The 24,635-nt window shown below is 64.3% G+C and carries 21 protein-coding genes; 6 read left to right on the top strand and 15 right to left on the bottom strand.

Annotated features, from left to right (window positions below):
* Positions 1–319 precede the first annotated feature (319 nt).
* The 12 genes from GPA25_RS02950 to GPA25_RS02895 all read right to left on the bottom strand — a co-directional run bounded on the left by GPA25_RS02950 (position 320) and on the right by GPA25_RS02895 (position 14,807).
* Positions 320–3,247 carry a PriCT-2 domain-containing protein gene (locus GPA25_RS02950; RefSeq protein WP_246265288.1) on the bottom strand — a complete coding sequence of 976 codons (2,928 nt, stop codon included), beginning with the start codon at positions 3,245–3,247 and terminating at the stop codon, positions 320–322.
* Positions 3,247–3,621 carry a hypothetical protein gene (locus GPA25_RS02945; protein WP_169258855.1) on the bottom strand — a complete coding sequence of 125 codons (375 nt, stop codon included), beginning with the start codon at positions 3,619–3,621 and terminating at the stop codon, positions 3,247–3,249. Before GPA25_RS02945 ends, GPA25_RS02950 begins: the two co-directional genes overlap by 1 nt.
* Positions 3,618–3,854 carry a hypothetical protein gene (locus tag GPA25_RS02940; RefSeq protein WP_169258854.1) on the bottom strand — a complete coding sequence of 79 codons (237 nt, stop codon included), beginning with the start codon at positions 3,852–3,854 and terminating at the stop codon, positions 3,618–3,620. Before GPA25_RS02940 ends, GPA25_RS02945 begins: the two co-directional genes overlap by 4 nt.
* 145 nt (positions 3,855–3,999) lie before the next feature.
* Positions 4,000–4,821, bottom strand: coding sequence for a hypothetical protein (locus GPA25_RS02935; protein WP_169258853.1), 822 nt, complete (start codon positions 4,819–4,821; stop codon positions 4,000–4,002).
* A gap of 84 nt (positions 4,822–4,905) precedes the next feature.
* Entirely contained in the window at positions 4,906–6,291 is a 1,386-nt protein-coding gene (locus tag GPA25_RS02930) for a tyrosine-type recombinase/integrase (RefSeq protein WP_169258852.1), read from the bottom strand.
* Positions 6,292–6,593: 302 nt separating this feature from the next.
* The gene (locus tag GPA25_RS02925) at positions 6,594–8,960 is read right to left on the bottom strand and encodes an EAL domain-containing protein (RefSeq protein WP_169258851.1); all 2,367 of its coding nucleotides are present in this window, start codon (positions 8,958–8,960) and stop codon (positions 6,594–6,596) included.
* Positions 8,961–9,343: 383 nt separating this feature from the next.
* Complete coding sequence (locus GPA25_RS02920; RefSeq protein WP_169258850.1) at positions 9,344–10,048, bottom strand: histidine phosphatase family protein; 705 nt, start codon at positions 10,046–10,048, stop codon at positions 9,344–9,346.
* Positions 10,048–10,449, bottom strand: a complete 402-nt coding sequence (locus GPA25_RS02915; protein WP_169258849.1) for a DUF6285 domain-containing protein — start codon at positions 10,447–10,449, stop codon at positions 10,048–10,050. The genes GPA25_RS02920 and GPA25_RS02915 overlap by 1 nt, the downstream gene beginning before the upstream one ends.
* Complete coding sequence (locus GPA25_RS02910; RefSeq protein ID WP_169258848.1) at positions 10,449–11,459, bottom strand: phosphotransferase family protein; 1,011 nt, start codon at positions 11,457–11,459, stop codon at positions 10,449–10,451. The genes GPA25_RS02915 and GPA25_RS02910 overlap by 1 nt, the downstream gene beginning before the upstream one ends.
* A gap of 50 nt (positions 11,460–11,509) precedes the next feature.
* On the bottom strand, positions 11,510–12,682 hold the full coding sequence (locus tag GPA25_RS02905; protein WP_169258847.1) for an acyl-CoA dehydrogenase family protein: 1,173 nt from the start codon (positions 12,680–12,682) through the stop codon (positions 11,510–11,512).
* Positions 12,683–12,718: 36 nt separating this feature from the next.
* Positions 12,719–13,570 (bottom strand): 3-hydroxybutyryl-CoA dehydrogenase, encoded by an 852-nt coding sequence (locus tag GPA25_RS02900; RefSeq protein ID WP_169258846.1) that lies wholly within the window; start codon positions 13,568–13,570, stop codon positions 12,719–12,721.
* 49 nt (positions 13,571–13,619) lie between these two features.
* Entirely contained in the window at positions 13,620–14,807 is a 1,188-nt protein-coding gene (locus tag GPA25_RS02895; protein ID WP_169258845.1) for an acetyl-CoA C-acyltransferase family protein, read from the bottom strand.
* A 502-nt stretch (positions 14,808–15,309) separates the two neighbouring features.
* On the opposite strand from GPA25_RS02895, the gene GPA25_RS02890 reads away from it, so the two are divergent.
* The 6 genes from GPA25_RS02890 (at position 15,310) to GPA25_RS02865 (ending at position 20,315) form a co-directional block, all read left to right on the top strand.
* Complete coding sequence (locus GPA25_RS02890) at positions 15,310–16,203, top strand: SDR family NAD(P)-dependent oxidoreductase (RefSeq protein ID WP_169258844.1); 894 nt, start codon at positions 15,310–15,312, stop codon at positions 16,201–16,203.
* 124 nt (positions 16,204–16,327) lie between these two features.
* Positions 16,328–16,759 (top strand): Zn-ribbon domain-containing OB-fold protein, encoded by a 432-nt coding sequence (locus GPA25_RS02885; protein WP_169258843.1) that lies wholly within the window; start codon positions 16,328–16,330, stop codon positions 16,757–16,759.
* A gap of 13 nt (positions 16,760–16,772) precedes the next feature.
* On the top strand, positions 16,773–17,921 hold the full coding sequence (locus GPA25_RS02880) for a thiolase family protein (RefSeq protein ID WP_169258842.1): 1,149 nt from the start codon (positions 16,773–16,775) through the stop codon (positions 17,919–17,921).
* A gap of 27 nt (positions 17,922–17,948) precedes the next feature.
* Positions 17,949–18,713 carry a DUF2889 domain-containing protein gene (locus GPA25_RS02875; RefSeq protein WP_169258841.1) on the top strand — a complete coding sequence of 255 codons (765 nt, stop codon included), beginning with the start codon at positions 17,949–17,951 and terminating at the stop codon, positions 18,711–18,713.
* Positions 18,714–18,737: 24 nt separating this feature from the next.
* Entirely contained in the window at positions 18,738–19,481 is a 744-nt protein-coding gene (locus GPA25_RS02870) for an SDR family NAD(P)-dependent oxidoreductase (protein WP_169258840.1), read from the top strand.
* Between the two features lie 66 nt (positions 19,482–19,547).
* Positions 19,548–20,315, top strand: a complete 768-nt coding sequence (locus GPA25_RS02865; protein ID WP_169258839.1) for a helix-turn-helix transcriptional regulator — start codon at positions 19,548–19,550, stop codon at positions 20,313–20,315.
* Between the two features lie 5 nt (positions 20,316–20,320).
* Here GPA25_RS02865 and GPA25_RS02860 read toward each other — a convergent pair whose 3' ends face one another.
* The 3 genes from GPA25_RS02860 to GPA25_RS02850 all read right to left on the bottom strand — a co-directional run bounded on the left by GPA25_RS02860 (position 20,321) and on the right by GPA25_RS02850 (position 24,621).
* Positions 20,321–22,279: an oxidoreductase gene (locus tag GPA25_RS02860; RefSeq protein ID WP_169258838.1), complete on the bottom strand. Its 1,959-nt coding sequence runs from the start codon at positions 22,277–22,279 to the stop codon at positions 20,321–20,323.
* A gap of 323 nt (positions 22,280–22,602) precedes the next feature.
* Positions 22,603–23,820: a multidrug effflux MFS transporter gene (locus tag GPA25_RS02855; RefSeq protein ID WP_343034811.1), complete on the bottom strand. Its 1,218-nt coding sequence runs from the start codon at positions 23,818–23,820 to the stop codon at positions 22,603–22,605.
* 3 nt (positions 23,821–23,823) lie between these two features.
* Complete coding sequence (locus GPA25_RS02850) at positions 23,824–24,621, bottom strand: enoyl-CoA hydratase/isomerase family protein (RefSeq protein WP_169258837.1); 798 nt, start codon at positions 24,619–24,621, stop codon at positions 23,824–23,826.
* Positions 24,622–24,635: the final 14 nt, after the last annotated feature.

Genomic DNA, 24,635 nt, shown 5'->3' with positions numbered 1-24,635 from the left:
TAGGAGTGCTGAACCCGGATACCGGCGCCGCCCCCCCTGACACACCGTAGTAGCAACCGTCCCCAGTAGCCTCTATTTATTTCTTGGGAACATGGGAACAACTTAACTAAAGCCCACTCTTTCTAAGGGTTTCAGGCATTCCCATGTTTGTTCCCATGCCGAGAACGAGATGGGAACATGGGAACAAATCCATTGCGCTTAGCGACGTCGACGCGCAGGACACCGCCCCGCTGGCACGCAAGGCGCCCGCCCGCCAACGGCATGAAGAAAAAAGGCCTGCACTCGGCGGGCTGCGTTGGACTCGCAGTGCAGCAGCCGATCAGAACGGCGCATGCGCAGCGTAGTCGTGCCTCGGCAGCGACGACCCGATGACCGAGCAATCGAGCCCGGCGTCATCATCGGTACTTACGCACAGGCTGAGCGGAACGGCCACGTAGCGCAGCGTCGCCCCCGCGAAGCGGAGCTTTGCCTTCGGCTTCCCCTCGCGCGACTTCCACGCGCCGGTTAACCGAGCAAGGCGCCCGATCAGGTCAGTCGCGAAATCGGTATCTGCCACGAGGCTGAGAAGATGCCGGTGAGCCATGGCGAACATCACCTCTCCGTTGTCGTCTGAACCAGAGGATGGACGGACCCGGATGCCGTGGAGCTGCAACTGGTGGTCCGCCTCCTTCCGGCTCACCCCAAGCAGCCCCGACGGGTTCTCTTCATAGCCAGACGGCAACGTTGCGATCTCAATCAACTGGCTCACCGTGAGCGCCTTCCCGCCATCAAGACGGATGACGGCACTGAGGATCGCGTTCAAAGCGTTGGACGAGTCATCGCCGCTCGCCGAGGCACCCGCACCGAACTCCGCAAGCTCGTGCTGCATGATCTTGGCGCGGGCTTCAGCGACAGTCGGCGCAGCGTCGTGTGTGAGACACCAGCAGCCGGCAAGGAGCGTGCCGTACTGGTCCCCGTGGCGCTGCGACTTCAGGATCGCACCAGCCTCGCGGGTGAAAACCTCGACTGCCTCCCGCACCAGAGCGAGTCGGCCAAGCGCACGCGCAAACAGCCGCTGCGCAACGGATCGGTCGCGAGTGAGCCTAACCAATTCGGCCTCCAGCTCGGGCCACCGGTCAGCGCCCCCGCCGTTTTTCGTGAGTTCCAAGCGCGTGATGCGGTCCTCGTCGGTCTGCCGATGCAGGCCTACGCCAACAGACGCCAGCAGGAACATCGATCGTGCGGTGAAGGTGAGCGCCCGACCGGAGACAGTGCCGCGGGAAATTTCGCCCGACGACGAGGACAGCCGGATGAGCGTCAGCACACCCTCGACACGCCGCCGGTCCGCTTCAGTGTTCGCTTCGAACTCGTCAAGCAGGACCGGGCGCGCGTCAGCCGCGAGTTTCTGGCGCAGAGCAGCCTCGGTCGTCATCCCCAGTTCGTGCAGAGCCCACCTGTCAGGCAGTAACGGCATCACGAAGCTGTCCATGAGGGTCGACTTGCCAGCCCCGGGCGAGGCCCCAACCCATACGTGCGGACGCCACCGGAGCATTCCGCAGATCGGCGCAAGAAACAGCCAGCCCATCAGAAGCTCCGCCGCTCCCGGGTGCTCCCAGCGGAACATCCGCGCGACCCGCAACAGGTCTTCGCCTTCACGACAGTTCAGCGGCACCGCGCTTGGCGCCATGAGCGCCGGACGTGCCTCGAACACGAAGCGCGACTTGAACGAGTCGATCTCGGCAGGCACCCCATCGACTATGAGCTGATCGCCCAGATGAAACACGAGGCGACCATCGTCCCACCACGCACCGCGGCCACGAACACGGTCCGATTCATACACCCCGCGTCGCCCCGCGATCCGCGCGATCCAGTTCGCGGCGACTTTCGGCTTGAAGTCTTTCCCGGGTTCGGTGAACTGCATCTCCCACCACAGAAGGTCCGCCAACTCGATCAGGCCCGCCTCACGGGAGAGCCGCTGCACCGTCGTGGTGATCACCTGACGTCGCTCACGCGAATAAACAAAAATCAGTTCTCTGTCGTACCCGAGAATGAGGAAACCTGCACGAAGCGCAACGTCATCATCGCGGCCCGAGCCCGAGGGCTCTGGCATCCGCTCGAGCGCGACCGCGGCCGGCTCCGTTTCTTCCAGCACCTGCGCGAAGCCGGGACGCCGCTCATCGCCCGCTGGTGCGGCCTCGGCCTCCGGCTCGACCCGGCCTGACTTCAGGCCGGCGACGACCTGCTCGATCACCTGAACGGCCCCCTCGCGTTGGTGCAGATCGTTGAAGTCAGTCGGGTCGCCGTCGAGTGAAGCAAACTGCGGCACGGCTAGCAGTCCACCAACCTCTGCGGCCGCCTTACGCGCGGCATCGACGCCCGGGTTTCGGGGCGTGAATTGATCGTTGTCCGCAGCAAACAGGATGGTTGCCTCTGGATGACGTCGGCGAAGCTCCCGGGCTACCGGTGCGAGGTTTCCGCAGTCGAAGGCCACGAGGACATGATGCCCTGTGCATTCATGAATGCTCGCTCCAGTCGCAAACCCCTCCGCGAGCACGTAGATGGGCCGTCCTTGCCGCTCAACTGGCCGATCGCCAATCCGGAAGAAGCGCCCAGCTTTCGCACCACCGCGGAGGAAAAGCTTGTTGCGGCCGTCGGGTAGTTTTTCCGACAGGACTGCCTCGATCGTCCAAATTTGGCCGTCGAAGTCTTGAGCCGGGATCAGCAAGGCTGCATCGTCAAGAATCTTGACTTCACCCGTCAGCCGATCGATGGCCTCCCACGGACCGACGCGCGTCCCGTGCGGACGGATGCCCTTGGCGCGCAGATAAGCGTTGTAGGTGACCTGTTTCGCAGCGTTCCAGATTGCAACGGCCCGCGCAGCCGCCTCCTTGCGCTCGGCCTTAACCTCCGCAGCCGCCCGGGCGTCGCGCTCAGCCCGCTCGGCCCCGCGGCGCTCGGCCTCGGCGGGATCAATGGCAACCCGGCGCGAGTCGTCGCGCCAACCGGCCTGACGCGCGGCATGGAACAGCGAGGCGGCCCTAACTTGGCCGCCGACCTTGGCTGACCGCCACGTCGCGTCAGCGCCCCGTTCGTCGAAGTTCTCCGCAGATCGGGCCCATTCCATCCAGACATCGCGGCCTGCTTCGCCGAGGGCGTCCTTCGTGGCGAAACTCATGCAAACCCAAGTGTCGCGGTCGCTTGCGTCGAGGAAGCTCAGGGCCGATGCGACGCGCTCGGGCGTGTCTGGCGGATATGTCACGGCGACCATCACGCCCCCCTCCGCGCTGCGGCCGCAACAAGACGCGGAATGTCGGCTAGGCTGACCCCGTAGCCCCCTCCGTGGGGCGTCCTCCAGAGTACCAACGGAACTTTCTTTCCTCGCTTGATCTTTCGTAGAGCAGCCGATTTTGGGGCATAGCCGTAAATTTCGAGCGACGAGCAGCCATCCGCTCGATAGAGAGCGACCTGCAGACGCGAACTCTCCGCTCGCAGGACGTCTTGAACGAACGCGAGGTCAGCAACGGTCGGCTGCGCTTGTACCGAAACAGGTGAGGCGCTACGATTCGAGCATTCGTTTTCCCAAGCGATCGCATCATCGAAAGAGCCCGCCTGCCCGCGGGTTTTTCCGTTCTTGGAGGTCATTGCGCCACCTCCCCGCGGGCGATGGCTTCAATCTGATCAGCAGGCCAAGCCAAGAATCTACTTGGCAGTTTGATCGGCATAACTCCTGCGTAATGCCCGGCTCGGCACAGCGCTGCGCGAAGGGTTTGCGGCCGGACGTGCAAAACGGCGGCGGCCTGTTCGGTCGAGTAGGTGCGGGAAGCGAGCGGCGCATCATTGCGCCATGCGGTCGGGATGATTTCGGTTATTGTCATGGGGCGCATTCGTCGAGCTCCTTTGAGAGGTGCGCCGGTTTCGGCGGAATACCGAAACGTCGGACGAGTGCGAAGTTATTTCTCTCAACGCGGCCCGTTTTCCCACATGGGAAGTGGGAATCCCTGTGGGAAACCCTGCGGGAAACTATTTTTCAGGCGGGAAGTTCCCGGCCGACTTCCACTCGGAGAATCTGCTTTGAATCGTTTTTAAGGCGACGGAGTGGATCGTGCCATCGCACCCGATCCACCTCATGCGCTGGCCGTCGGGCTGATCGGCGGGGATGACGTCCCGGGGGCCGTTCTTCTTCAGCCAATTCATGGCCTGACGGGGGGGCGGGTCACCATTGCACGCATCCGCAATTTTAGGCCAGCACTCCAAGAGAACCCGCTGCCAAGACACGAGACCGTTTATGTCTGGGCCTCGCTCAGGCTTTGAGCTGGCGCTAACACCATTCCTCGTTGGCGGCGTATCTAGCACCCTGGCTGGCTCAACGTGCATCCCTGTGGTTAGGGCCTCGATGTCAGATCTGGGCACGAGAACCGAACTGACATCAACACGAATCGCCCGGTGCACGACATCATCACCATCCCAAGAGTATGCCGCCAGCACATATCCCCACGAGCCAATTTGCCATGCGCGGCTTGCATAGATAGGACTTTCGGCAAGTTGCATGTCGTCGATTACAAACTCACGGGACGTTGGGGTGATTTGAGAGGCTGGCACGAGGAAGTAGCCCTTCATGGAAACGTGCCACTCCTCCGAATCATCATCGCTGGGATCTGCGTAACCGCCGCCAATCTTCGAGCGGAACCGCTGCAGTTCCCCTTGAAAAAAAAACGTAACCCGCAACTCCCCGCGCATCGCTAGATCGAGAATGTCCTGCTCATTGAATGGGTTTGTTGGTGTGGATAGCAGGTCCGCAGCTTCTTGAAGGCTGAAGTAATTCTTCTCCGCACGCTTCTTCACGCGCGCCTTTGCCCGCGAACCGCGCTTTCGGCGCGAACGTCTCCCCGCTATCTCGGGTTGAACGACTGCATCCTGTCCCATCGCTCACGCCACCGCTTGCAGCGCAGGCCCTGCTACATCGCTGCCCGGCTGGTCGATGCCGGCCTCGGCCAGAATCCACGCCTCAATCGTCGTGTGCCACTGCCGCAGCAGATCGAGCGGGCGGCGGCGATAGTGCTTTTCCGCGATGGCGGACGGCTTGTGCCCCATGATTTGCGCGCTGATGCCAGCGGGGCACTCCACCCATTCGGCAAGGGTTCCGAACGATCGCCGCAAGCCATGCAGCGTCAGGGACGGCAGGCCGGCAGCGGCGATCGCCTTGTTGTGCGCGATGCGCGGCTCTTGAATCCGACCGGATGCCGCGGTCCTGCTGCTGAAAACCCACTCCGACGGCCTCCAGCTCTCCAGATCGTTGCGAATGCGCTTCCCGTCGAGGATGCGCCATTCGGGCGGAGGGGTCTCGTTGCGGCGATCCAAATCACGCAGCAGGGCGGCCACATAGGGCGTTAGAGGAATGGTGCGCTCACCGTCCACCTTGTCCCGGATGCGCAGGCTTTTCCACTGGAAATCGACGTCCTCCCACCGCAGGCCAGCCAGTTCTTCCCGGCGTGCGCCGGTCAACAGCAAGACCTGCAAATAGGCGGACTGCACCGGACTGGGCAAGGCGCGCACATGGCCGAACCACAGCCTCAGCTGTTCGCGCTGCAGGCAATCATTCTTCGAGGCCTTCTTCGGCAGTTCATCGCGCGCCAAGCGGGACGCGCATGCGTCGGCTTGGATCTGTGTTCGATACTCAGGGCGATCCACGCACCAGTTCAGGAAGGCACGTAGCAGCCCGAAGGCAAGTCGCGCATGTGTCGGACGCTTCGCGGATTCGTCCTGCAGCCATGCACGCACACGGTCGGCGTCGATCTGCGACAGAGGCAGCCCAAGCAGCGACCGGAGCGCGCCGGGCTGGGTGGTGTCAGGCTCACCCTTACGTCGGCCGCGAGTGCGCTTCTCACCCCCCACCTTGGCGACGTTTTGATGGTCAGCGAGATGGTGTGCGCTCCACTTCGCCTTGCGGGCTTCCACGTATGCGCCCCACGCTTCGAGCGCCGGCGCCTCGACGCGGCGGGCCTCCTCGCGCTTGGCCTCCGCAGCGGCGATGCGTTCCGCCCTCTCTTGGCGCGGGTCGATGCCTTGGTCAATCTGCGTTTGCAGGCGGCGGGCCTCGGCACGGGCATCGTCGAGATTCCACGCGCGCACGTCGCCAATGGTCACGCGGACGGTACGGCGGCTCAGCTTGCTCTCGAAGATGAAGCTCTTCGCGCCGGCGGTCGCACGCACAGCGAGGCGGGGCGCCTCAGTGTCCCACAGGAAGTCTTGCTTCACCCCTTCCGGGTTCTTGAAGCGGCGGATGCGTTCGGGAGTAAGGCGTTCGCGTTGCATGATCGGCTCCGGCTGGGTGTGGTACACCTCGATTTCGTGTAGCCACGGTGTAGCCAGATACTAGCAACGTCATGCAATGCGGTGCAACGCTAATTTTCCATAACCCACTGATGATTAACCATTTTTTGTTAATCACAGAACTTTGATCAACCCCAATGAATAGGGAAAACCGCGGATTCATAACCCATAGGTCGGCGGTTCGATTCCGCCCATCACCACCACAAGTTTCAGTAAGCCGTTGATTCGCAAGGATCAGCGGCTTTCTTATTTGGGGATGCCAGTCGAAGGCGGAGGTTCGGTAACTAGTGAATCACGCGCGATTCCATGCTGTGGTGGGCGCTCCAATCTTGAAATTGTGCGGTCGGCATGGGGTTGCTGATGTACGTTCCCTGCGCTACGTCGGCATGAAAACTTGCGAGTTCGTCCCAGATCAGCCGATTTTCCGTGCCCTCTGCGACAACCTCGAGACCGATGTTGTGGGCCATCTCGACGGTTGACCGGACGATGTTGGCTGAGTCACGATCGGTCGGCATCCCCAGGACGAAGGATTTGTCGATTTTCAGGGCATCGATCGGCAACTTCTGGAGGTAACTCAGCGACGAGTACCCGGTTCCGTAATCATCGACATAGAGTCGGAACCCCATCGCGCTCAGCTGCGTCAGGATTTCCAGTGCCTTCGCGGCGTCCTCCATCAGGGCGCTTTCGGTCAATTCGAACTGTAGCCAGGCAGGCTCTGCCCCCCAGGTTGTGAGCAGCCCGGTGAGCCGATTCAGCAAGCCCGGATCCATCAGATTACGGGCGGATAAATTGACCGCCAAAGGCAACTCGATCCCGGCACTTCGCCACGAGTAGCACTGGCCCAGCGCTGCATGGAGTACCCAGTTGGTAAGCGAATTGATGAGCCCGGTGCGTTCGGCGAGCGGGATGAACCGATCCGGCAGAATCAATCCTCGCTGCGGATGCAACCAGCGGACCAAGGCCTCGGCGCCGCACACCTGTCCCGTGGCCATGTCCACCTTGGGCTGGCAGTACAAGCACAGTTGATCGTCCTCGATGGCCCGACGCAATTCGGCCATCAGGGACAGACGTTCGCGGGCTTGCGCTTCGGAGTCTCCGCGGAATACCGCGATGCCCTTGCGCTCCCGCTTGGCCTCATACATGGCAGCGTCGGCACGCTGGATCAGCGCATCGGGCTCGGCACCGTGCCCCGGGAACAAGGCAATCCCGATGCTCGCCTGTATTTCGACTCGCGTCCCTGCCACTTCGAATGCCTCGTTGAAGCCGCGCAGCAGCACCCGGGCGGTCGCCTCGGCGTGTTCGGCGCCTGCACCGGGGAGGAGAATGGCGAATTCGTCGACGCCCATCCGCGCCAAAATTGCAGAGGGCCCGATCTGCTTCGCGAGGCGCTGCGCCAATTCAACGATGAGGCCGTCCCCCTGCTGGTAGCCGAGCACCTCGTTGATGTCGCGAAACCGGTCCACGTTCAGCACCAACAATGCCAGCGAGCGCTGCTGCTGCCGGACCTGGTCGATTTCGCTGCCCAACTGATCACGCAGGCGGGTGCGGTTCGGCAGACCAGTCAGCGCATCGGTGAACGCCATGCGCTCGATCGTGCGCTCGGCATCGCGCTGACGCAGCCGCATCCGGAGATTCGAGATTCCAAACGAGAGGTCTGCCGAGAGCTCGTTGAGTACGGCGAGTTCGTCATCACCGAAAGCGTCAACTTCGCTGGCCACGATATCCAGAGTTCCGATCACCTCACCATCCACGATCAGCGGAAAGGTGCTGGACGCGTTCAGGCCGCGTCGGTGCGCCCCTTGTCGAAACGCCGCAAAGCGCGGATCCGTTGCGAAATCCAGCCGGACGCATGGCTTGCGGGTGCGAATCGCGATTGCGGGTGGAATCTGGCCGTCCGGTGTGTCCGCCCAGGTCATTCGCAGTTTTTCGAACATCCCGTCATTGAATCCGGCATGAGCCATGGGCACTATGGTTTTTTCGGGATCGTTCTGCGCATATCCCACCCACGCCAGCCGGTAGCCGCCGAGCTCCACGACGGCACGACACATCTCTGCCAGAAGCTCCGCCTCGTCGGTACAGCGCAGCAGCACCCGGTTGCCGGCGCTCAGGGTCCGCAGCGCCCGATCCACCAGGAGCAATCGCTGGGCAGCGCGGTGTTGGTCCGTGCGGTCGCGCAGGATGCTGACACCCAATGCAAGGTCACGCGCCAGTCCCCCCAGGGTCTCGAGTTCCGCCGCACCGAAGGCGCCAGCTTCGGCATCGAGAATCGTCAGCGCGCCCAGGACCTTATCGCCGGCACGTAGCGGCAAGGCACACACTGCGCCGTAGCCATGCGCGCAGGCCTCTGCGTGGAGTGCATCCGGATGAAGATCGATCGCCCGCCCGATATCCCTGACGACCACGACATTCGCGGTTCGAATCGCCGTACCGGTAGGTCCGGCGCCCCATCCCTCCTCCGCCCATGTGCCGTCAACAGGGGCCAGAACGCTCATGCCGAGGCCTGCCCGAGCCATTGAATGCAGCGTTTTCCGTTCGTCGTGCTGCGCGAAACCGATCCACGCCATCACGTACCCGCCGAGATCGACGATCGCATGGCAGGTGTCCTGAAGCATTTGCGCTTCATCGCTCGCGCGCAGGATGATGCGGCTCACACACGCCTCAAGCTGCGCGACTCTTCCGCTTCGCCCTCCTCCGGACTGTTCGGAGCCCGGTACCGCGGGGGAAAGCTCGCGTGCGGGTATTGTCATGTGCCCCTCCCTTCGACGCACCGGTCCATCTTTCAGTATAGCGACCGGCATCGGGTCGAGAACCCGAGGGTCTCACAGTCCGAAACGTGACCGCACGGGCGATCGCAATCGGATCGCCACCAGAAGAAAAGGAAAGGTGCCACGCGTGACCGGAGGGAGAGGAGGAATCCGTCAAACGTTTTGCAGGCACCTTTCGCAAAGCGATACACCACAAAGTGAGGTCGGTCGGTTTCAAGACGGCTTCACTTCAACAGGCGGTGCGTATGTCCTGCCCGGTACGGCGCGCCTCAGCCCGCCTTGAACTGTGCCGAGATGCGTTCCATCACCGTGTCATGGTTGGCGTGTGCGGCCAGGTTGTAGGCGGTCAGGTTCGCGGCGCGGATGAAGGCACGCTCGATGGCGCCCTCATCGACATCGACGTCGATGATGTTGATGCAGGCGGGCTCCTGCTCGAAGGCCTTCAAGCCGTGCAGCGATGCGCCGGTCACATGACTCAGGATGACGCGATTGACCGCGTCGTGGGCCACCACCAGCAGGTTGGCCCAGGTGTCCGTCTGCATCAGTTCGCGCCATACGCCGAGCACGCGCTGCTGAAAGTCGCCCCAAGGCTCGCCGCCGATGAAGCTCGCCCCCGGCTCGGGGGCACGTTCATAGGCGCGGGTGATGATCTCGTCGCGTCGATCGGAAGGCACGGCCGCGAGGCGGCCGGCGCGGATTTCCTTGAGTCGCGGATCCTCGCGAATTGCCAGCGGTCGCCCGTCGAGCACCAGATTCGCGGTATGCAAGGTCCGCGGCATGCCCGAGCTGACCGCTCCATCAAAGGGCACATCGTGCAAGAGCGCACCGGCCGAGCGCGCCTGCTCGCAGCCGCGTTCGGTGAGCGTCACGTAGCGCGGATCGATGGGGTGCCCGGCGGCGTCGAAATACGACACTTCGGCATGACGCATGAGGTAGACCCGCCGGCGGCAGCGCGTACCGGGCAGAGGGTTCATCAGCCCTGCGCTCCGAGATACTTCGGATTGCTTTCCATGACCTTGGTACGCGTGACGCGCGACAGATGCTGCCCGGCTGCTTCGCGCCACGCGCCCGAGTCGGCCCGTCCGGCGCGGATCGCACGCGAGAACTCGCGATTGAGTTCCCGTAACTGCGCACGCAGGTCGGCTCCGCCCGTTGCCTCGCCCTGCCCGCTTCGCCCCAGCAGGCCGCTCAGGGCTTCCGCTTCGCGGCGCTCGCCCTCCTCCCCGTTGCGCAGCTGGCGCGTTGCGATGGAGATCGCGTTGGCGATCATCAGCGCGGCATGTTTCTTTTCGGTTGGCAAAGCGGACAATAACTCCTCCCGCAACATAGTCCGCGCAATGTCGAGCAACTGCTCGCCGGTGGGTTCGTCACGCATCAGTGGGCCTCCGTCATGGTCAGGATTTCGTATTCAAGCTCGGGCACGATGTGGCCGGTCAGCGCGAGCATCAGCGACGTCTCCTCTCCCGAGAGATGGCGCTCGGCCTGCTGCAGGGCGATCACGGCCCAGTTCACATGCGCCATCACTTCCCAGTAGTGGATGTTTTCATTCTCCAGCCGGCGTCCGGTCACGTTCGCGTAGCCGCGGTACAGATCCTCGCGCGCTCCGATCCCGCCCGCATCGCCCGCCCCGCCGAAGCGCCAGCACTTGGCGCAGAACCAGCCCACATCCTCCAGCGGATCGCCCCAGCCGGCGAACTCCCAGTCGAGGATGGCGGTGAGTCCATTCTCGTCGACCATGTAATTGCCGGTGCGGAAATCGCGGTGGCACAGGGCGACCTCGCCGCGCTCCGGAGCGTTGACCTCGAGCCAGCGCAGGCCCCACTCGAGCGCGGGATGCGGCGTGTGATGGGCATCGAGGAAACGTCGCACGCGGGCGACGTGCTGCAGCGCGGGCGACGATCCGGGGGAAGGCAGGAAGGCGAGATCGGCGCGCGGCGGACGGATCGCGTGGATGCGCCCGAGTTCGGCGCCGAGGCGTTCGAGCAGTGCCCGGCGGTCGCCACCGAGCTTGGCGTCGCGGACGACGACATGCGACGCCGCGACGCCACCGACAAAGCGCATCACGAAGAACTGCTTGCCGATCAGGCTCGCATCGCGGCACAGCCACAGGGGCTCGGGCACGGTGACGCCAGCGTCGTAGGCCGCCTTGAGGAGTGCGAACTCGTCCGCACGGCACAGGCTTCCGGCAACGCCGGACGGCGCATCGGTGCGCACCACCAGCTTCAATTCCGGTCCGCAGTGGCCACCGGATACGACTGCCTGGATGAACCAGTTTTCCTGTATCGAGCCCCCCGAGAGGAGCTTCGCTTCCGTGATCGACACATGGTCGGCCCCGGCCTCCCGTCGAATGAAATCTTGCAGCGCACTGCGCATCTGTTCGTTCATGATCTGCACACTTATCCGTGGTTTGGAAACGAAATCCCCTGGAACAGGGATCACACCTCGCGCGGGATGCCCTTGATGATCCGCTTGGCGATGCTCCAGCGGTGCACTTCCGAAGGGCCGTCGTAGATGCGGAACGCGCGCATGTCCGCGAAGATCCGCGCGACGATGGTTTCGCGGGTGACCCCCTGGCCGCCGAGGATCTGCACGCAACGGTCGACGACGCGCCAGCAGGCTTCCGAGACGAGTACCTTCGACATGCTGGAGTCGTGCAGCGCGAGATGGCCCTTGTCGAGCACCCAGGCGGTGTGCCAGATCGCGAGCCGCGCCGAGTGGATGTCCATTTCGTTGTCGGCGAGCATGAAGCCGACCCCTTCGTGGCTGCCGAGCGGCTTGCCGAAGGCGTGACGCCGGCGCGCATATTCGGTGGCGATGTCGTGGGCGCGCCGCGCGGCCCCCAGCCAGCGCATGCAGTGCGTCAGGCGCGCCGGTGACAGGCGCACCTGGGCATACTTGAAGCCCTCGCCGAGTTCGCCGAGGATGTTCTCGGCCGGCACCCGCACGTTGTCCAGACGCACCACGCCGTGGCCGCCGGGGAAGCAGGTGTCGAGGGTGTCCATCGAACGTTCGACGATGAAGCCCGGCACATCGGTGTCCGACAGGAACATCGTGGCGCGGCCGTCTTCGAGCTTGGCCATGATGATCGCGAAGGCGGCACCATCAGCGCCGGTGGTGAACCACTTGCGTCCGTTGATGACGTAGTCGTCACCGTCGCGCACGGCGGTCGTCTGCAGCATCGACGGGTCCGAGCCCGCCCCCGGCGTCGGTTCGGTCATGCAGAAGCAGGACCGGACCTTGCCCGCGGCAAGCGGCCGCAACCACCGCTCCTTGTGCTCCGGGCGGGCGACCGCCTCGAGCAGGTGCATATTGCCCTCGTCCGGCGCGGCGATATTCAGCGCAACCGGCCCGAGCAGCGAATACCCCGCCTCCTCGAAGAACACCGCCTTGGCGCGGTGATCGAGTCCCAGACCGCCGAATTCCCGCGAGACATGCGCGGTCAGCAACTCCGCGGACCGTGCTTTCTCGATCAGTTCCGCGCGAAAATCCTCCGACGGGCCGTGCGCGGTCTGACGCGGATCGCGTTCGCACGGGATGATCTCCTCCGCGATGAAGCGGCGCACCTTTTGCTGCAATGCCGACTGTTCTTCCGAAAGGTCGAAGTTCATGCTTGGCTGGCTCCCTGCAAGGTCATTCACCGTTGATCACGAGTAATCGAAGAACCCGCGACCGCTCTTGCGCCCGAGGAATCCGGCGTCGACCATTTCCTTGAGCAGCGGCGCGGGCCGGTATTTGGGGTCATTGAAGCCGGCGTGGAACATCTCCATCACCGAGAGCATCGTATCCAGACCGATCAGGTCGGCGAGCGCGAGCGGGCCGATCGGCTGGTTGCAGCCGAGCTTCATGCCGGCGTCGATCTCCTCGGCCGACGCGAGGCCTTCCTGCAGCGCAAAGACGGCCTCGTTGATCATCGGGCACAGGATGCGATTCACGGCGAATCCGGGACTGTTCTTCGCCACGATGGCGGTCTTGCCGATCGCTCCGACAAAGGTCTTCACGGCATCCACCGTCGCCTGCGCGGTGCGCAGCCCCGGGACCAGCTCGACCAGCGCCATCACCGGCACGGGATTGAAGAAGTGCATGCCGACGAAGCGTTCGGGATGTTTGGTGGCCGCCGCCAGGCGAGTGATCGACATCGACGAGGTGTTCGTTGCGATCAGCGCAGCGGGGCCGACGATGGCGTCGACCTCGGCCAGGATCTTCAACTTGAGCGCTTCGTTCTCGGTCGCGGCCTCGATCACCAGATCGGCCTTCGCGAGGTCGGCATAGCCGGTCGTGCCGCGGATCCGGTCGAGATATTCGCCCTTCTGCGCGGCGCTCAGCTGCCCCTTCTTGATCAAGCGGTCGAGACTGCCGGAGATCGTCGCGATGCCCTTGCCCACCGCATCGGACGATATATCGACCATGACGACGGAAAAACCGGCCGCCGCACACACCTGGGCAATGCCGTTGCCCATCGTTCCCGCCCCAATGACGCCTACCGTGCTGATACTCATACGTCGTTCCCCGATCTGAATGCTGAAAATGCCGCTGTCGCGCTTGCGCCTACAGCCGCTCGAAAATCGCCGCGATGCCCTGGCCGCCGCCGATGCACATCGTCACCAGCGCATAGCGGCCGCCGGTACGGTGCAATTCGTGGATCGCCTTCACGGTGATGATTGCGCCCGTGGCGCCGACCGGATGCCCCAGCGAAATACCCGACCCGTTGGGATTGACGCGCCGCGGGTCCAGCCCCAGCTCTTGCGCCACGGCGCAGGCCTGTGCCGCGAAGGCCTCGTTCGCCTCGATGACGTCGAGGTCATCCACCTTGAGCCCGGTGCGTTCGAGCACCATTCGAGTTGCGGGGACCGGTCCGATGCCCATGTACATCGGATCGACCCCCGCGTGGGCATAGCCCACCAGGCGTGCGAGAGGCTTCAGTCCGAGTGCCGCCGCGCGATTTGCATCGGCCAGCACCACGGCCGCAGCGCCATCGTTGAGCCCCGAAGCGTTGCCCGCCGTCACGGTGCCGCCGTCCTTTTTGAACGCCGGTTTCATTGCGGCCAGGCCCTCGAGCGTGGCGCCGGCGCGGACGTGTTCGTCCGTCTCGAAATACGCGATACCGGCCTTCGTCTTCACTTCGACCGGAACGATCTGGTCCTTGAAGTAGCCTTCCACGATCGCAACCGAAGCCCGCCGCTGGCTTTCAACCGCGAGCTCGTCCTGCATCTGCCGCGTGATCCCGTAACGTTCGGCCACGTTTTCGGCGGTGATGCCCATGTGTATCGTCTTCCACGGGTCGTGCAGGATGCCGTTCATGTAGTCGACCAGCCGTGCGTCGAGCATTCGCGCGCCCCAACGCAGATTCGGCACCGTGTATGGGCCGCGGCTCATCGATTCCGCACCACCGCCGATGGCGAGGTCGCAATCGCCGAGCCGGATCGCCTGTGCGGCAGAAATGATCGCCTGCAGGCCTGAACCGCAGAGGCGATTGACGTTGAAGGCCGGCACGCTTTCCGGAATACCGGCATCCATCGCCGCGACGCGGCTCAGGTAGGCATCGCGCGGCTCGGTCGGGATCACGTTGCCCATCACGACGTGCCCGATCGAATCAGGCGCGGCACCCGAGCGCTGCAACGCCGCCTTCACTGCGACGGTGGCCAAATCGCCGAGGGGGACATCCTTCAACGCTCCACCATACGTTCCGATAGGGGTCCGCGCGCCCCCAAGCACGACTACTTCACGTTGCGACATAGCTTTCCACACCTCTCGTAAGGTTCATCCATCGAGCCTCGAGTCCGACCGGACATCACTTGACTTGACTCGCCGCAGCCCGACCGGTCGGTCGATACATGCGCATACTAGGGCATCCGCGCGCGGACGACAAGGCGTTTGTTGTCGCAGCGCCCTACTACCCTCGACGGGCGCGCCAACTCATCGGCCGAGAGCTCGCAGGAGGCACACGTCAAATAGAAAAACCGTCCGGCAGTCACGGACCACCGGACGGTGAAGCTTCGACGTCGAATGCGAGGAGAGGAGGTACATTCGTCGAAGTGAGACACGCAAAGCTGCACAGCTGGTGCACTGCGCATGACCGTGCACTACCCCCGACCGTGCCTCGCTTGACACTCGACCGACCGGTCGGTACGATCAAACCGAATATTAAGTGACTCGCTTGTGGATGACAAGCCCCTGCGGCATTAGCCGGTTGCGACGGCGGCTCGGGGAGTGAGCATTCCGTTTGATGGAGATCCCGATGCAAGAGCTTTCCGGACGCATTGCTGTGATTACCGGTGCCGCCAGCGGCATCGGCCTGGCAATGGCGTGGCGCTTCGCGCGTGCCGGGATGAAGGTGGTTGCTGCCGACGTCGACGCCGCCGCGCTCGCCACGGCCTGCGCGGCGCTCGCGGCGGCCGGCCATGAAGCGATCGCAGTCCGCACCGATGTTGCGAACGCGGCGGAGGTGGATGCCCTGGCGGATCGCGCCTACGCGGCGTTCGGCGCCGTTCATCTGCTGTGCAACAACGCCGGGGTCGTGCCGTCGGGGCGTTACCGCCCGGTATGGGAATATCCGCTCGAAGACTGGCGCTGGTCGCTCGATGTCAATCTCTTCGGCGTGATCCACGGACTGCGCAGCTTCATCCCGCGGATGCTGGAGGGGGGCGCACCGGGGCATGTGATCACCACGGCGTCGGTTGCGGGTCTGATCAGCGGGTCCGGTTCGGCCGTATACAGCGCGACCAAGCATGCCGCGGTGCGGGTGACGGAAGCTTTGTATGCATCGCTGCGCGAGCGCGGTGCGCCGATCGGGGTGAGCCTGCTGTGCCCGGGGCTCGTGAATACCCGCATCTACGAATCCGAACGGAACCGACCGGATCGCCTGCGGCCCGCGGCCGGGCCGGCAACGGAATCGGAGGAACTGCAGGCAGTTGCCGCGAGCCTGTACGCGGGGGCGATGTCCCCCGAGGAGGTCGCGGACATCGCCTGCCAGGCCGTCCTCGACGATCGCCTGTACGTGCTGACCACCGGGAGCTTCGACGACGCGATCCGCGACCGCATGGAAGCGATCCTCGCACGGCGCAATCCGGAATTCGCGACGCTGCTGGCGTTGAGCAAGCGCGATGTCGGTTCGCGGGAGGCGGGACGATGAGCGGACGCTTATCGGGCACAACCGCGCTCGTCACCGGCGCCGAATTCACGATCGACGGGGGACTGACCGCGCGCTAGCCGGCCCCCTGCTCCACTCATCATCCATATAGAAGAGGGAACTGCTGATGTCTCATCCTGTTTTGGCCTGCCCGGACCTGATCCGGTTCGAAGGCGACGCGCCGCACCTGGTGGGAAGCCGCTGCGACGAATGCGGCGAGGTCTACTTTCCCGCCACCACGAGCTGCACGCGCTGCACGGCGACACGGATGCGCACGCACGACCTCGGGCGCCAAGGTTCGCTGTGGTCCTGGACGATCCAGGGTTTCCTGCCGAAGGCGCCCTATGACAGCGGCGAGACGCCGGAAACGTTCAAGCCCTATGGCGTCGGCTACGTCGAGATGACCTGCGGCATCAAGGTGGAGTCGCGTCTGACCGTTGCCGACGAGTCCCGGCTGAAGATCGGCATGCCGCTCGAACTGACCCTGATCCCCTATCGCACCACCGCCAACGGCGGCGAAGTCTTCACCTTCGCCTTCCGCCCGGCGGCTTCCGTCTGACAAGGAATACGACATGGCTAACGACGTCGCCATCATCGGTATCGGCCTGCACCCCTTCGGCCGCCACGACGCGCTTTCCGGCCGCGCGCAGGGCGCGATCGCCCTGCGTGCCGCCCTCAAGGACGCCGGCATCGGCTGGGATGCAGTCGGCGTTGCCTACGGCGGCAGCCACGACGCCGGCAACGCCGACGCGCTGTGCAACGACCTGGGCCTCACCGGCCTGCCCTTCATCAATGTCGCGAATGGCTGCGCCACCGGCGGCAGTGCGATGGCAAGCGCGGTTGCGGCGATCCGCTCGGGCATGACGGAGTTCGCGGTGGCGGTCGGCTTCGACAAGCACCCGCGCGGCGCCTTCAACCCGCATCCGCGCGACTGGGGTCTGCCGGACTGGTATGGGGAGACCGGACTGATGCTGACCACGCAGTTCTTCGCGCTGAAGACGCGCCGCTACATGCACGAGCACGGCATCAGCGAGGAATCTCTCGTGCGCGTGGCGCAGCGCGCCTTCCGCAACGGCGCACTGAATCCGGACGCCTGGCGCCGGCGCGAGATGAGCTACGCGGAAATCGCCGAGTCGATGCCCGTGAATCTGCCGCTGCGCCAGTACATGTTCTGCAACCCGGCCGAGGGCGGCGCGGCGCTGGTGCTGTGTCCGGCCGAGATCGCCAAACGCTACCATCCCAAGCCGATCATCGTGAAGGCGGCCGTTGTGCGCACGCGTCATCACGGCTCGTTCGAGGTCTTCAGCCCGGCGCTCGCGGCGCAGCAGGCGCCCGCCCCGACGGTGGCCGCCTCGCGGGCCGCGTTCGAACAGGCCGGCGTCGGACCCCGCGACATCGACGTGCTGCAGTTGCAGGACACCGACTCGGGCAGCGAGGTCATCCACATGGCGGAAAACGGCTTCTGCGAGCACGGCGAGCAGGAACGACTGCTGCGCGACGGCGACACCGAGATCGACGGGCGGCTGCCGATCAACACCGACGGCGGCTGCCTTGCGAACGGCGAACCGATCGGCGCCTCGGGCCTGCGCCAGGTGATCGAGATCTGCACGCAGCTGCGCCAGCAAGCGGGCGCGCGGCAGGTGCCGGGCAACCCGCGCCTCGGCTACACCCACGTCTACGGCGCACCGGGCGTCAGCGGCGTGACCATTCTGCAGCGGTAGGCGCGCGCGGTGCCGTGGCGCAGGCAGATGGCGGACGTCCCCTTCGAGGGGATCTACCGCCGCCAGATCGACCTCGACGCCCCCGACGCAGAGACCGTCGTCGGGTGGCTCGAGGACGAGTCCCATCACTTCGGGCTCACGCTCGTGCATGACGGCACGCACATCCGCGACGTGCGCATGGCGGCGCCCCGCTACCCGTGGACGACCTGCGCCGAGGCCGGGCGACCGCTGCAGGCGCTGGTCGGAAAACCGCTCGTGGCGCGGGCGTCGCAAGTCGGCACGCTCGCCGACATGCGCCTGCAATGCACGCATCTCTTCGACCTCGCGAGCCTGATGATCGCCCACGCGCACGCCGGCCGCGCCCATCGCCGCTATCACGGGACCGTCGAGCCACTCGCCGCAGTCCGATCCGACGCGCCCGACGGCTGGCAGCGCGCGACATTGCAGCGCGACAGCGCCGTCGTGCTGCAGTGGGATCTCCACGACGACCGCATCATGGCGCCGGCGCATCACGCCGGCCGCACGATCTACCACGGCTTTCGCGAGTGGACCGAATCGCTCGACGCGGAAGAGGCGGAGCAGGCCCTGGTGCTGCGCCGCGTCGCCTTCGTGTCGAACGGGCGGCGCATCGCGATCGAGCATCTCGGCTCGGCCGCCGAACTCGGCCAGGCGCCGGTGTGCCATTCCTTCCAGCCGGCGCAGCGCGTGCGCGCGCTCCCGATGCCGAACTCGCGCCGGCGCTATGACACCGCCCCCGACGACATGCTCGCGCTTGTGTGCCGGCAACCCTGAACCCGATCACGGAGATCGCTTGCGATGCAGAACTACACCGATTTCACCGACAAGGTCGTGCTCGTCACCGGCGCCAGTCGCGGCTTGGGCCGAGCGATGGCCCTCGGATTTGCCGAATGCGGCGCCGATATCGTCGCGACCAGCCGTTCCGCCGAAAGCTGCGCCGAGGTCGTCGCCGAAATCGAGCAACTGGGGCGCCGCGCCGTCGCCATCGGTTGCCACGTCGGCAAATGGGACGAGCTGCCGCGGCTCGTCGAGGGCGCGCTGGAGGCCTTCGGCCGCATCGACGTGCTGGTGAACAACGCCGGCATCGCGCCGTCTGCCGAATCGTCCGCCGCGGTGAGCGAGGAACTCTTCGACAAGATCATGGCGGTGAATCTCAAGGGCCCGTTCCGCCTCTCCGCGCTGGTGGCCGAACACATGCGCGCGAACGGCGGCGGCTCGATCATCAACATCACCAGCACGGCCGCGCTTCGCCCCGAGCCGGTCTATCCGGTCTACGCCGCGGCAAAGGGCGCGCTCAACATCGTGACGCGCTCCCAGGCGATGGAGTTCGGGCCCACGGTGCGCGTCAACGCGATCATGGCCGGCCCGTTCTGGACCGACATCTCGCGCAGCTGGCGCGAGGACTACGATCGCCACGCGCCGTCGGCGGTCAAGCGCATCGGCCGGCCGGAGGAGATCGTGTCGAGCGCGCTCTATCTCGCGAGCCCGCGTTCGACCTACACCACCGGCGCGATCATCCAGCTCGACGGCGGCATCCTGTGACACTGATCGATTTGAAGCTTTTTGCGTAAATATCAGGGCGTTTCATCGGAATGCTGGAGAACCCTCATGGCTTTGGAGCGGGTGGTCTGGTTCTGCAATCAGCTTGCGAAGCAGAACAATCTCGTCGCGGCAGCAAGCTTGTTGGCCGACTATGGACGGAATCTGGGATGGGAACGACTAGCGTTTCACACCGACACAGCTCGTCTTCTGTTGCCTCGCACCCCCGGGGGCGGCTTCGTCGTGGTCAACATGGGCTGGGCGGAGGAATCCGTAACGAACTGGGTCTATGAACGTGTTTCCCTTATATGCCCGGTGACATCCCGCTGCACTGCCAGCCAGGGTTCCTTTCTCTGGGAATGCAATCCGGAAGGAGAGACCTGGCGCGATATCGCACTTTCACAGGCCCAGCGCACCATACTAACAAGTTACCGCGATTACGCTGCCGGTGGTGTCACCGTACCGGTGCATCAGCCTGGAGGCAGGACAGCCTATGTGTCGTGGTTTGAGCGGGATTCACGAAAATTGTGGTCGCTCTACCAGGATACTTGTCATGAGACCCATCTCATTTCCCATGCATTCATCAAGCATGCGCTGGGCCTGAAAGATGCCGGGTGCGCGGATCACGCGCGGACTGAGGTGCTGACCGCTCGCGAACTGGAATGCCTGCGTTGGGCTGCCCATGGCAGAACCGAAGCGGAAATCGCCGCCATCATTGGCCGTTCACGCGAAACTGTGCATTTTCATCTCCAGAATGTGAATCAAAAGCTTCACGCAAACAATCGCGCCCATGCGGTCGCGATTGCCTGTTCACAGGGATTGATCCGTCTGTCCTGACCTGCTTACACTGTCCGGCCGCAACGATCCCCTTCGCGGAAAGCCTCGAGAGCCGAACGCGGCGCCACGACGTCACCGGCGGTTTTGGTTGGAGCCAGCGCGCTCAGGCGTTGAACCAGCTCATTTCTGGGCTTGGCATGAACGCCGGCAACGATGAAATCGAATTCGGCCAAGGTTTCTGCCCCCGAGAAACCATTGCGGAAACAGACCTGCCCCCCTTCTATCCGCTGCAGCGCCGTGGTCGCATGGACTTCGACCTTCCACTCGGGAAGCAACCTGAGATAGTCAGTAAGGTGGGTGAATCCGATATTCACGCCAAAGTGCATGAACGGCGTGATCACCGTGACCCGGCTTCCCTGACGTACAAGCGCCTCGACAACCAGCGCCGTTTCGTAATTGGCGCGTCGATCAACCAGCAGCGCACGCGTGCCTTTCATATCGAATTTATTCCCGTCAAAAAGCCCCTGGACCGCATCGTCCGAAGAAATGACGGGAATCGATGCATCATTTTCCACATCCAGTTCAATGCTCGGGCGAGCTCCCGTCGCCACCACGATGGCATCCGGCTTGAACACCCGGACGAAAGCCTCATCGACCAGGGTCTGGGGGAGGACCTTGACCTTCAGTATCGACAGTTCCTGCTCCACCCAGCTGATCGCCGCCAGAAGGTTGCTTGCATCACCCACCTTCTCAAGCAGGTTCAGCCGCCCTCCAAGGCGATTCCCGGCGTCCGCGAGCGTAACGTCGTGTCCGCGTCGTGCGGCGATCTCTGCCGCTTTCATTCCGGCCGGCCCGCCGCCGATGACGAGCACCTTCTTGCTTTTCGCGATAGGGATATCGAGGGCCTTGAAGCGATTCTCTTCACCCACCTCGGGATTGTGGATACAGGTGATCGGCAAGGTCGATGTGCGATCGATGCAGCCTTGGTTGGCTCCGGTGCAGACCCGTATCCGGTGCTGCTGACCGGTCATGACCTTCCGAACCAGATCCGGGTCGGAAATCTGTGCGCGCGTCATGCCCACCAGATCGCAATCCCCCGCTTGCAGGGCCTGCTCTGCGTGGTCTGCGGTGACAATTTTGCCCACGCCAATCAGGGGAACCTCTCCCCCGACTGCCTGGCGCAGACTGCGCGTAAGTGGCAACCATTCGCCCATAGGATGTCGATAGGAGCCGACCGCGCGGGCGTAATCAGCGCCGCCTTTACCCTCCGAATGATTGAGATAGTCGAAAAGACCGGTAGCCATCATGTCCGCTGCGATTTGGCATAGCTGTTCATGCCCGACACCGCCATCTTGCGGACGCAGAAAATCATCGATCGAGATCCGGAATCCCATCACCTTGTCCGGACCAATGGCTGCGCGAACCCGTTTGGCCAGTGTCTTGGCGAAGTACAGATACTCCCCCCAGCGATCGGTACGCCGATTGGCGAAGGGGGAGAATGATTGCTGGATCAGATAGCCGTGCGCGCCATGCAGCTCGACGCCATCGATTCCGTTTTTCACGGCGATGCTGGCGGTTTTTGCAAATGCATCGATAACCTCCTCGATTTCCGCATCGGTCATTTCGTGGGAAGCCTCGCCTTCGAGCGAGGCAGTGCCCGAAAATCCCCAGAGCGGGCTCAAATCGTCTCGGGCATCCGATTTGAACTGCACGCCGAAATGGAACAATTGGGAGATCACTTTTGCGCCATGACGATGCAGGCGCTCGGAAATCTGCTGAAATTTCCCGGCAATATCCCGTTCTTCATAAACGTAATGCGTCGGAATCTGGCTGGTGTGGTGCACGTGCATGGCCGTCAGAATGATCAGACCGCAGCCACCTTCGGCCCGCCGCTCCTGGTAGGCCATGTAACGCTCCCCGGTTGCCCCGGGCTGGAAAAAATCCGTAAAAGCCGAGTGCGCTGTCGAGACAACACGGTTTTTGACTTCAATGGGGCCGATTTTGAGTGGGGACAAAAGTTTCACGATGGCTTCCTTTCATGAGCGCCTGGTTTTGAACATGTCATACCGTGAGTATCGACAGTGCCCATCCCGTGAACAACTCCCTGTTCAGGTAGGAACCATGCGCACATGCCCTTCGCTGACCGGACGGCACCGCAAGAACGAAGAGGAGTGGCAGCCATGTTCGAGCGCTTTTGGCCTGACTGTACCAAGCGAGGCCGATATGATTTACCCGCGGAACAAGGCGTGGTGACTCGACATGGCGGGGCCATGGCAAGGAGACACAACGCCGTGCCGCGGGCAAGGCGCCCGGCATCGACGGTACAGTCAGGCCAAAAGCGCTCTCGCTATCGACGACTGCGCGTCATTGCCGCCAGCCCCGCCAATCCGAGCAACGCGTACGCAGCGAACAGGGGCCGCACGCTGCCGTCGAAGCACTGCCCGACGATGCCGCCCAGCAGCGCGCCGACCGTCGTCGACACGAACCCGTACATCGACGACGCGGTACCGGCGATGTGGCCCAGCGGGTTCATCGACATCGAGGTCAGGTTGGGCAGCAAGAGCCCGAACGCGAACATGTTGCCTGCCTGGACCGCAAGGAAGGCGGGCAGTGCGAACTCGCCCGTCGCTGCGAAGGCCAGCGCTGCCGCATTGACTCCAGCCACGCCGAGCAAGGTGCGCCGGATGAGCACCGCATTGCCGATGCGACGCGCGAGGCGCGCATTAGCGAGCGACGCGGCAGACATTGCCAGCGACACCGCGGCAAGCAGCAGCGTGAAGCGCAGGCCGGCGCCGAAGATAATCTGGAAAATCGCCTGCGCGGACGACAGGAAGCCGAGGTGCGCGCCCATCACGAGGCCGCACACGACCATGCTGACAATGGCCTCGCGGGTGGTCACGACCGTCCGATAGTCGCCGAAAACCGCGCGCGGCGACGGCCTGCCGCGCGGCCCGCCCGGGAGGGACTCGTCGAGGCGCAGCCAAACCCAGCCGAGCATCCCCGCCGCAACCAGCCCCACCGCGCCCATCACCCAGCGCCACGAACCGGCCAGCAGGATGAGCTGGCCCAACATCGGCGCGACGATCGGTTCGAGCAGCACGACCGACATCGCAAGCGACATCACCCGAGTCATTTGCGCCCCGGCGTAGTGATCGCGCACGATCGAGAAGGTCACCACGCGCTGCGCGCCGGCGCCGATCCCTTGCAGCAGACGCGCCGCCAGCAAGGTGTGAAAATCCGGCGCAAAGGCGCCCAGCACGCTGCCCATCAGAAACACCAGCAAGCCGCCGATCAGCACGGGACGCCGGCCGTAACAGTCGCTAAGGGGCCCGAGCAGTAACTGGGGCACACCGACACCCAGGAGGTACACCGCGATCACGGTCTGGCTAAAATTTCCGCTACCCAGCGCGAAGTCTTCACCAATCGGCAGCAGCGCGGGCAGGACCAGATCGACGGCGACGGCGCCGACGACAAGGCTCAGCGCGACGAAGGCGACGAACTCGACCGGACCCATCGTCCGGACCACAGGCGTGCCCGCCGGCGCGTCGCACGCCTTGCCGTCCACCGGCTATCGGCCGTGGAACTGCGGCTTGCGCCGGCCGAGGAAGGCCGCCACCGCCTCGGCGAAATCCTGCGACGCCGCGCCCGCGACGAAGGCCTGCCGCTCGGCTTCGAGTTGTGTGGGGAGGTCGTTTTCGAGCGAGGCATTGAACAGTCGCTTGGTACGGCCGAACGCCCCGGTGGCCTGCCCCGCCAGGCGTTGCGCGAGCGCCATCACCTCGTCCTCCAGCGCGGTGTCCGCAACCACTTTGCTGACCAGGCCGAGCTCCTGCGCACGCGCCGCGTCGATGCGCTCGTCCAGCAGCGCCATCTCCATCGCCTTGCGCACGCCCACGAGGCGCGGCAGCGTGTGGCTGCCGCCGCCATCGGGCGAAGCCGAGAGCTGGCAGTACGCGAGCTTGCAGTTCGTCGTGTCGCTCGCGATGACGAGGTCGCACGCGCACATCAGCGAGAAGCCGAAACCGGCCGCCGCGCCACGCACCGCGCCGATCACCGGCTTGGCCATCGTGCGCAGGCTGCTCACGGCGGCGCTGACGTCCGAGATCAGCGCACCGAGACGGGCATCCCGTTCCGCCGCCGGCAATTCCAGCCACTCGGCGAAGCAGCGGATGTCGCCGCCGGCCATGAAATGCGGCCCGGCGCCGGTGACGATCACGCAGCGCACCGCCGGGTCCTCGCCCACCTCCGCGGCGACGCGCGAAAACTCGCGCGCCATGTCCGGGTCGATCGCGTTCAGCGCCTCGGGCGCGTTGAGTACGATGCGCGCGACCGCGCCCTGCCGTTCGATCAATACTTTTGCCGTCATTGCCTCGTCCCTGA

The sequence above is a fragment of the Aromatoleum diolicum genome, assembly GCF_012910955.1.
GTDB lineage: Bacteria > Pseudomonadota > Gammaproteobacteria > Burkholderiales > Rhodocyclaceae > Aromatoleum > Aromatoleum diolicum.
This window is presented reverse-complemented; position numbering and strand designations above follow the sequence as displayed.

Coding starts and splice junctions, on each gene's coding strand:
- GPA25_RS02950 (WP_246265288.1), bottom strand. CDS start 3,247: ATGGTCGCCGTGACATATCCGCCAGACACGCCCGAGCGCGTCGCATCG.
- GPA25_RS02945 (WP_169258855.1), bottom strand. CDS start 3,621: ATGACCTCCAAGAACGGAAAAACCCGCGGGCAGGCGGGCTCTTTCGAT.
- GPA25_RS02940 (WP_169258854.1), bottom strand. CDS start 3,854: ATGACAATAACCGAAATCATCCCGACCGCATGGCGCAATGATGCGCCG.
- GPA25_RS02930 (WP_169258852.1), bottom strand. CDS start 6,291: ATGCAACGCGAACGCCTTACTCCCGAACGCATCCGCCGCTTCAAGAAC.
- GPA25_RS02920 (WP_169258850.1), bottom strand. CDS start 10,048: ATGAACCCTCTGCCCGGTACGCGCTGCCGCCGGCGGGTCTACCTCATG.
- GPA25_RS02915 (WP_169258849.1), bottom strand. CDS start 10,449: ATGCGTGACGAACCCACCGGCGAGCAGTTGCTCGACATTGCGCGGACT.
- GPA25_RS02910 (WP_169258848.1), bottom strand. CDS start 11,459: ATGAACGAACAGATGCGCAGTGCGCTGCAAGATTTCATTCGACGGGAG.
- GPA25_RS02905 (WP_169258847.1), bottom strand. CDS start 12,682: ATGAACTTCGACCTTTCGGAAGAACAGTCGGCATTGCAGCAAAAGGTG.
- GPA25_RS02900 (WP_169258846.1), bottom strand. CDS start 13,570: ATGAGTATCAGCACGGTAGGCGTCATTGGGGCGGGAACGATGGGCAAC.
- GPA25_RS02895 (WP_169258845.1), bottom strand. CDS start 14,807: ATGTCGCAACGTGAAGTAGTCGTGCTTGGGGGCGCGCGGACCCCTATC.
- GPA25_RS02890 (WP_169258844.1), top strand. CDS start 15,310: ATGCAAGAGCTTTCCGGACGCATTGCTGTGATTACCGGTGCCGCCAGC.
- GPA25_RS02885 (WP_169258843.1), top strand. CDS start 16,328: ATGTCTCATCCTGTTTTGGCCTGCCCGGACCTGATCCGGTTCGAAGGC.
- GPA25_RS02880 (WP_169258842.1), top strand. CDS start 16,773: ATGGCTAACGACGTCGCCATCATCGGTATCGGCCTGCACCCCTTCGGC.
- GPA25_RS02875 (WP_169258841.1), top strand. CDS start 17,949: ATGGCGGACGTCCCCTTCGAGGGGATCTACCGCCGCCAGATCGACCTC.
- GPA25_RS02870 (WP_169258840.1), top strand. CDS start 18,738: ATGCAGAACTACACCGATTTCACCGACAAGGTCGTGCTCGTCACCGGC.
- GPA25_RS02865 (WP_169258839.1), top strand. CDS start 19,548: ATGGCTTTGGAGCGGGTGGTCTGGTTCTGCAATCAGCTTGCGAAGCAG.
- GPA25_RS02850 (WP_169258837.1), bottom strand. CDS start 24,621: ATGACGGCAAAAGTATTGATCGAACGGCAGGGCGCGGTCGCGCGCATC.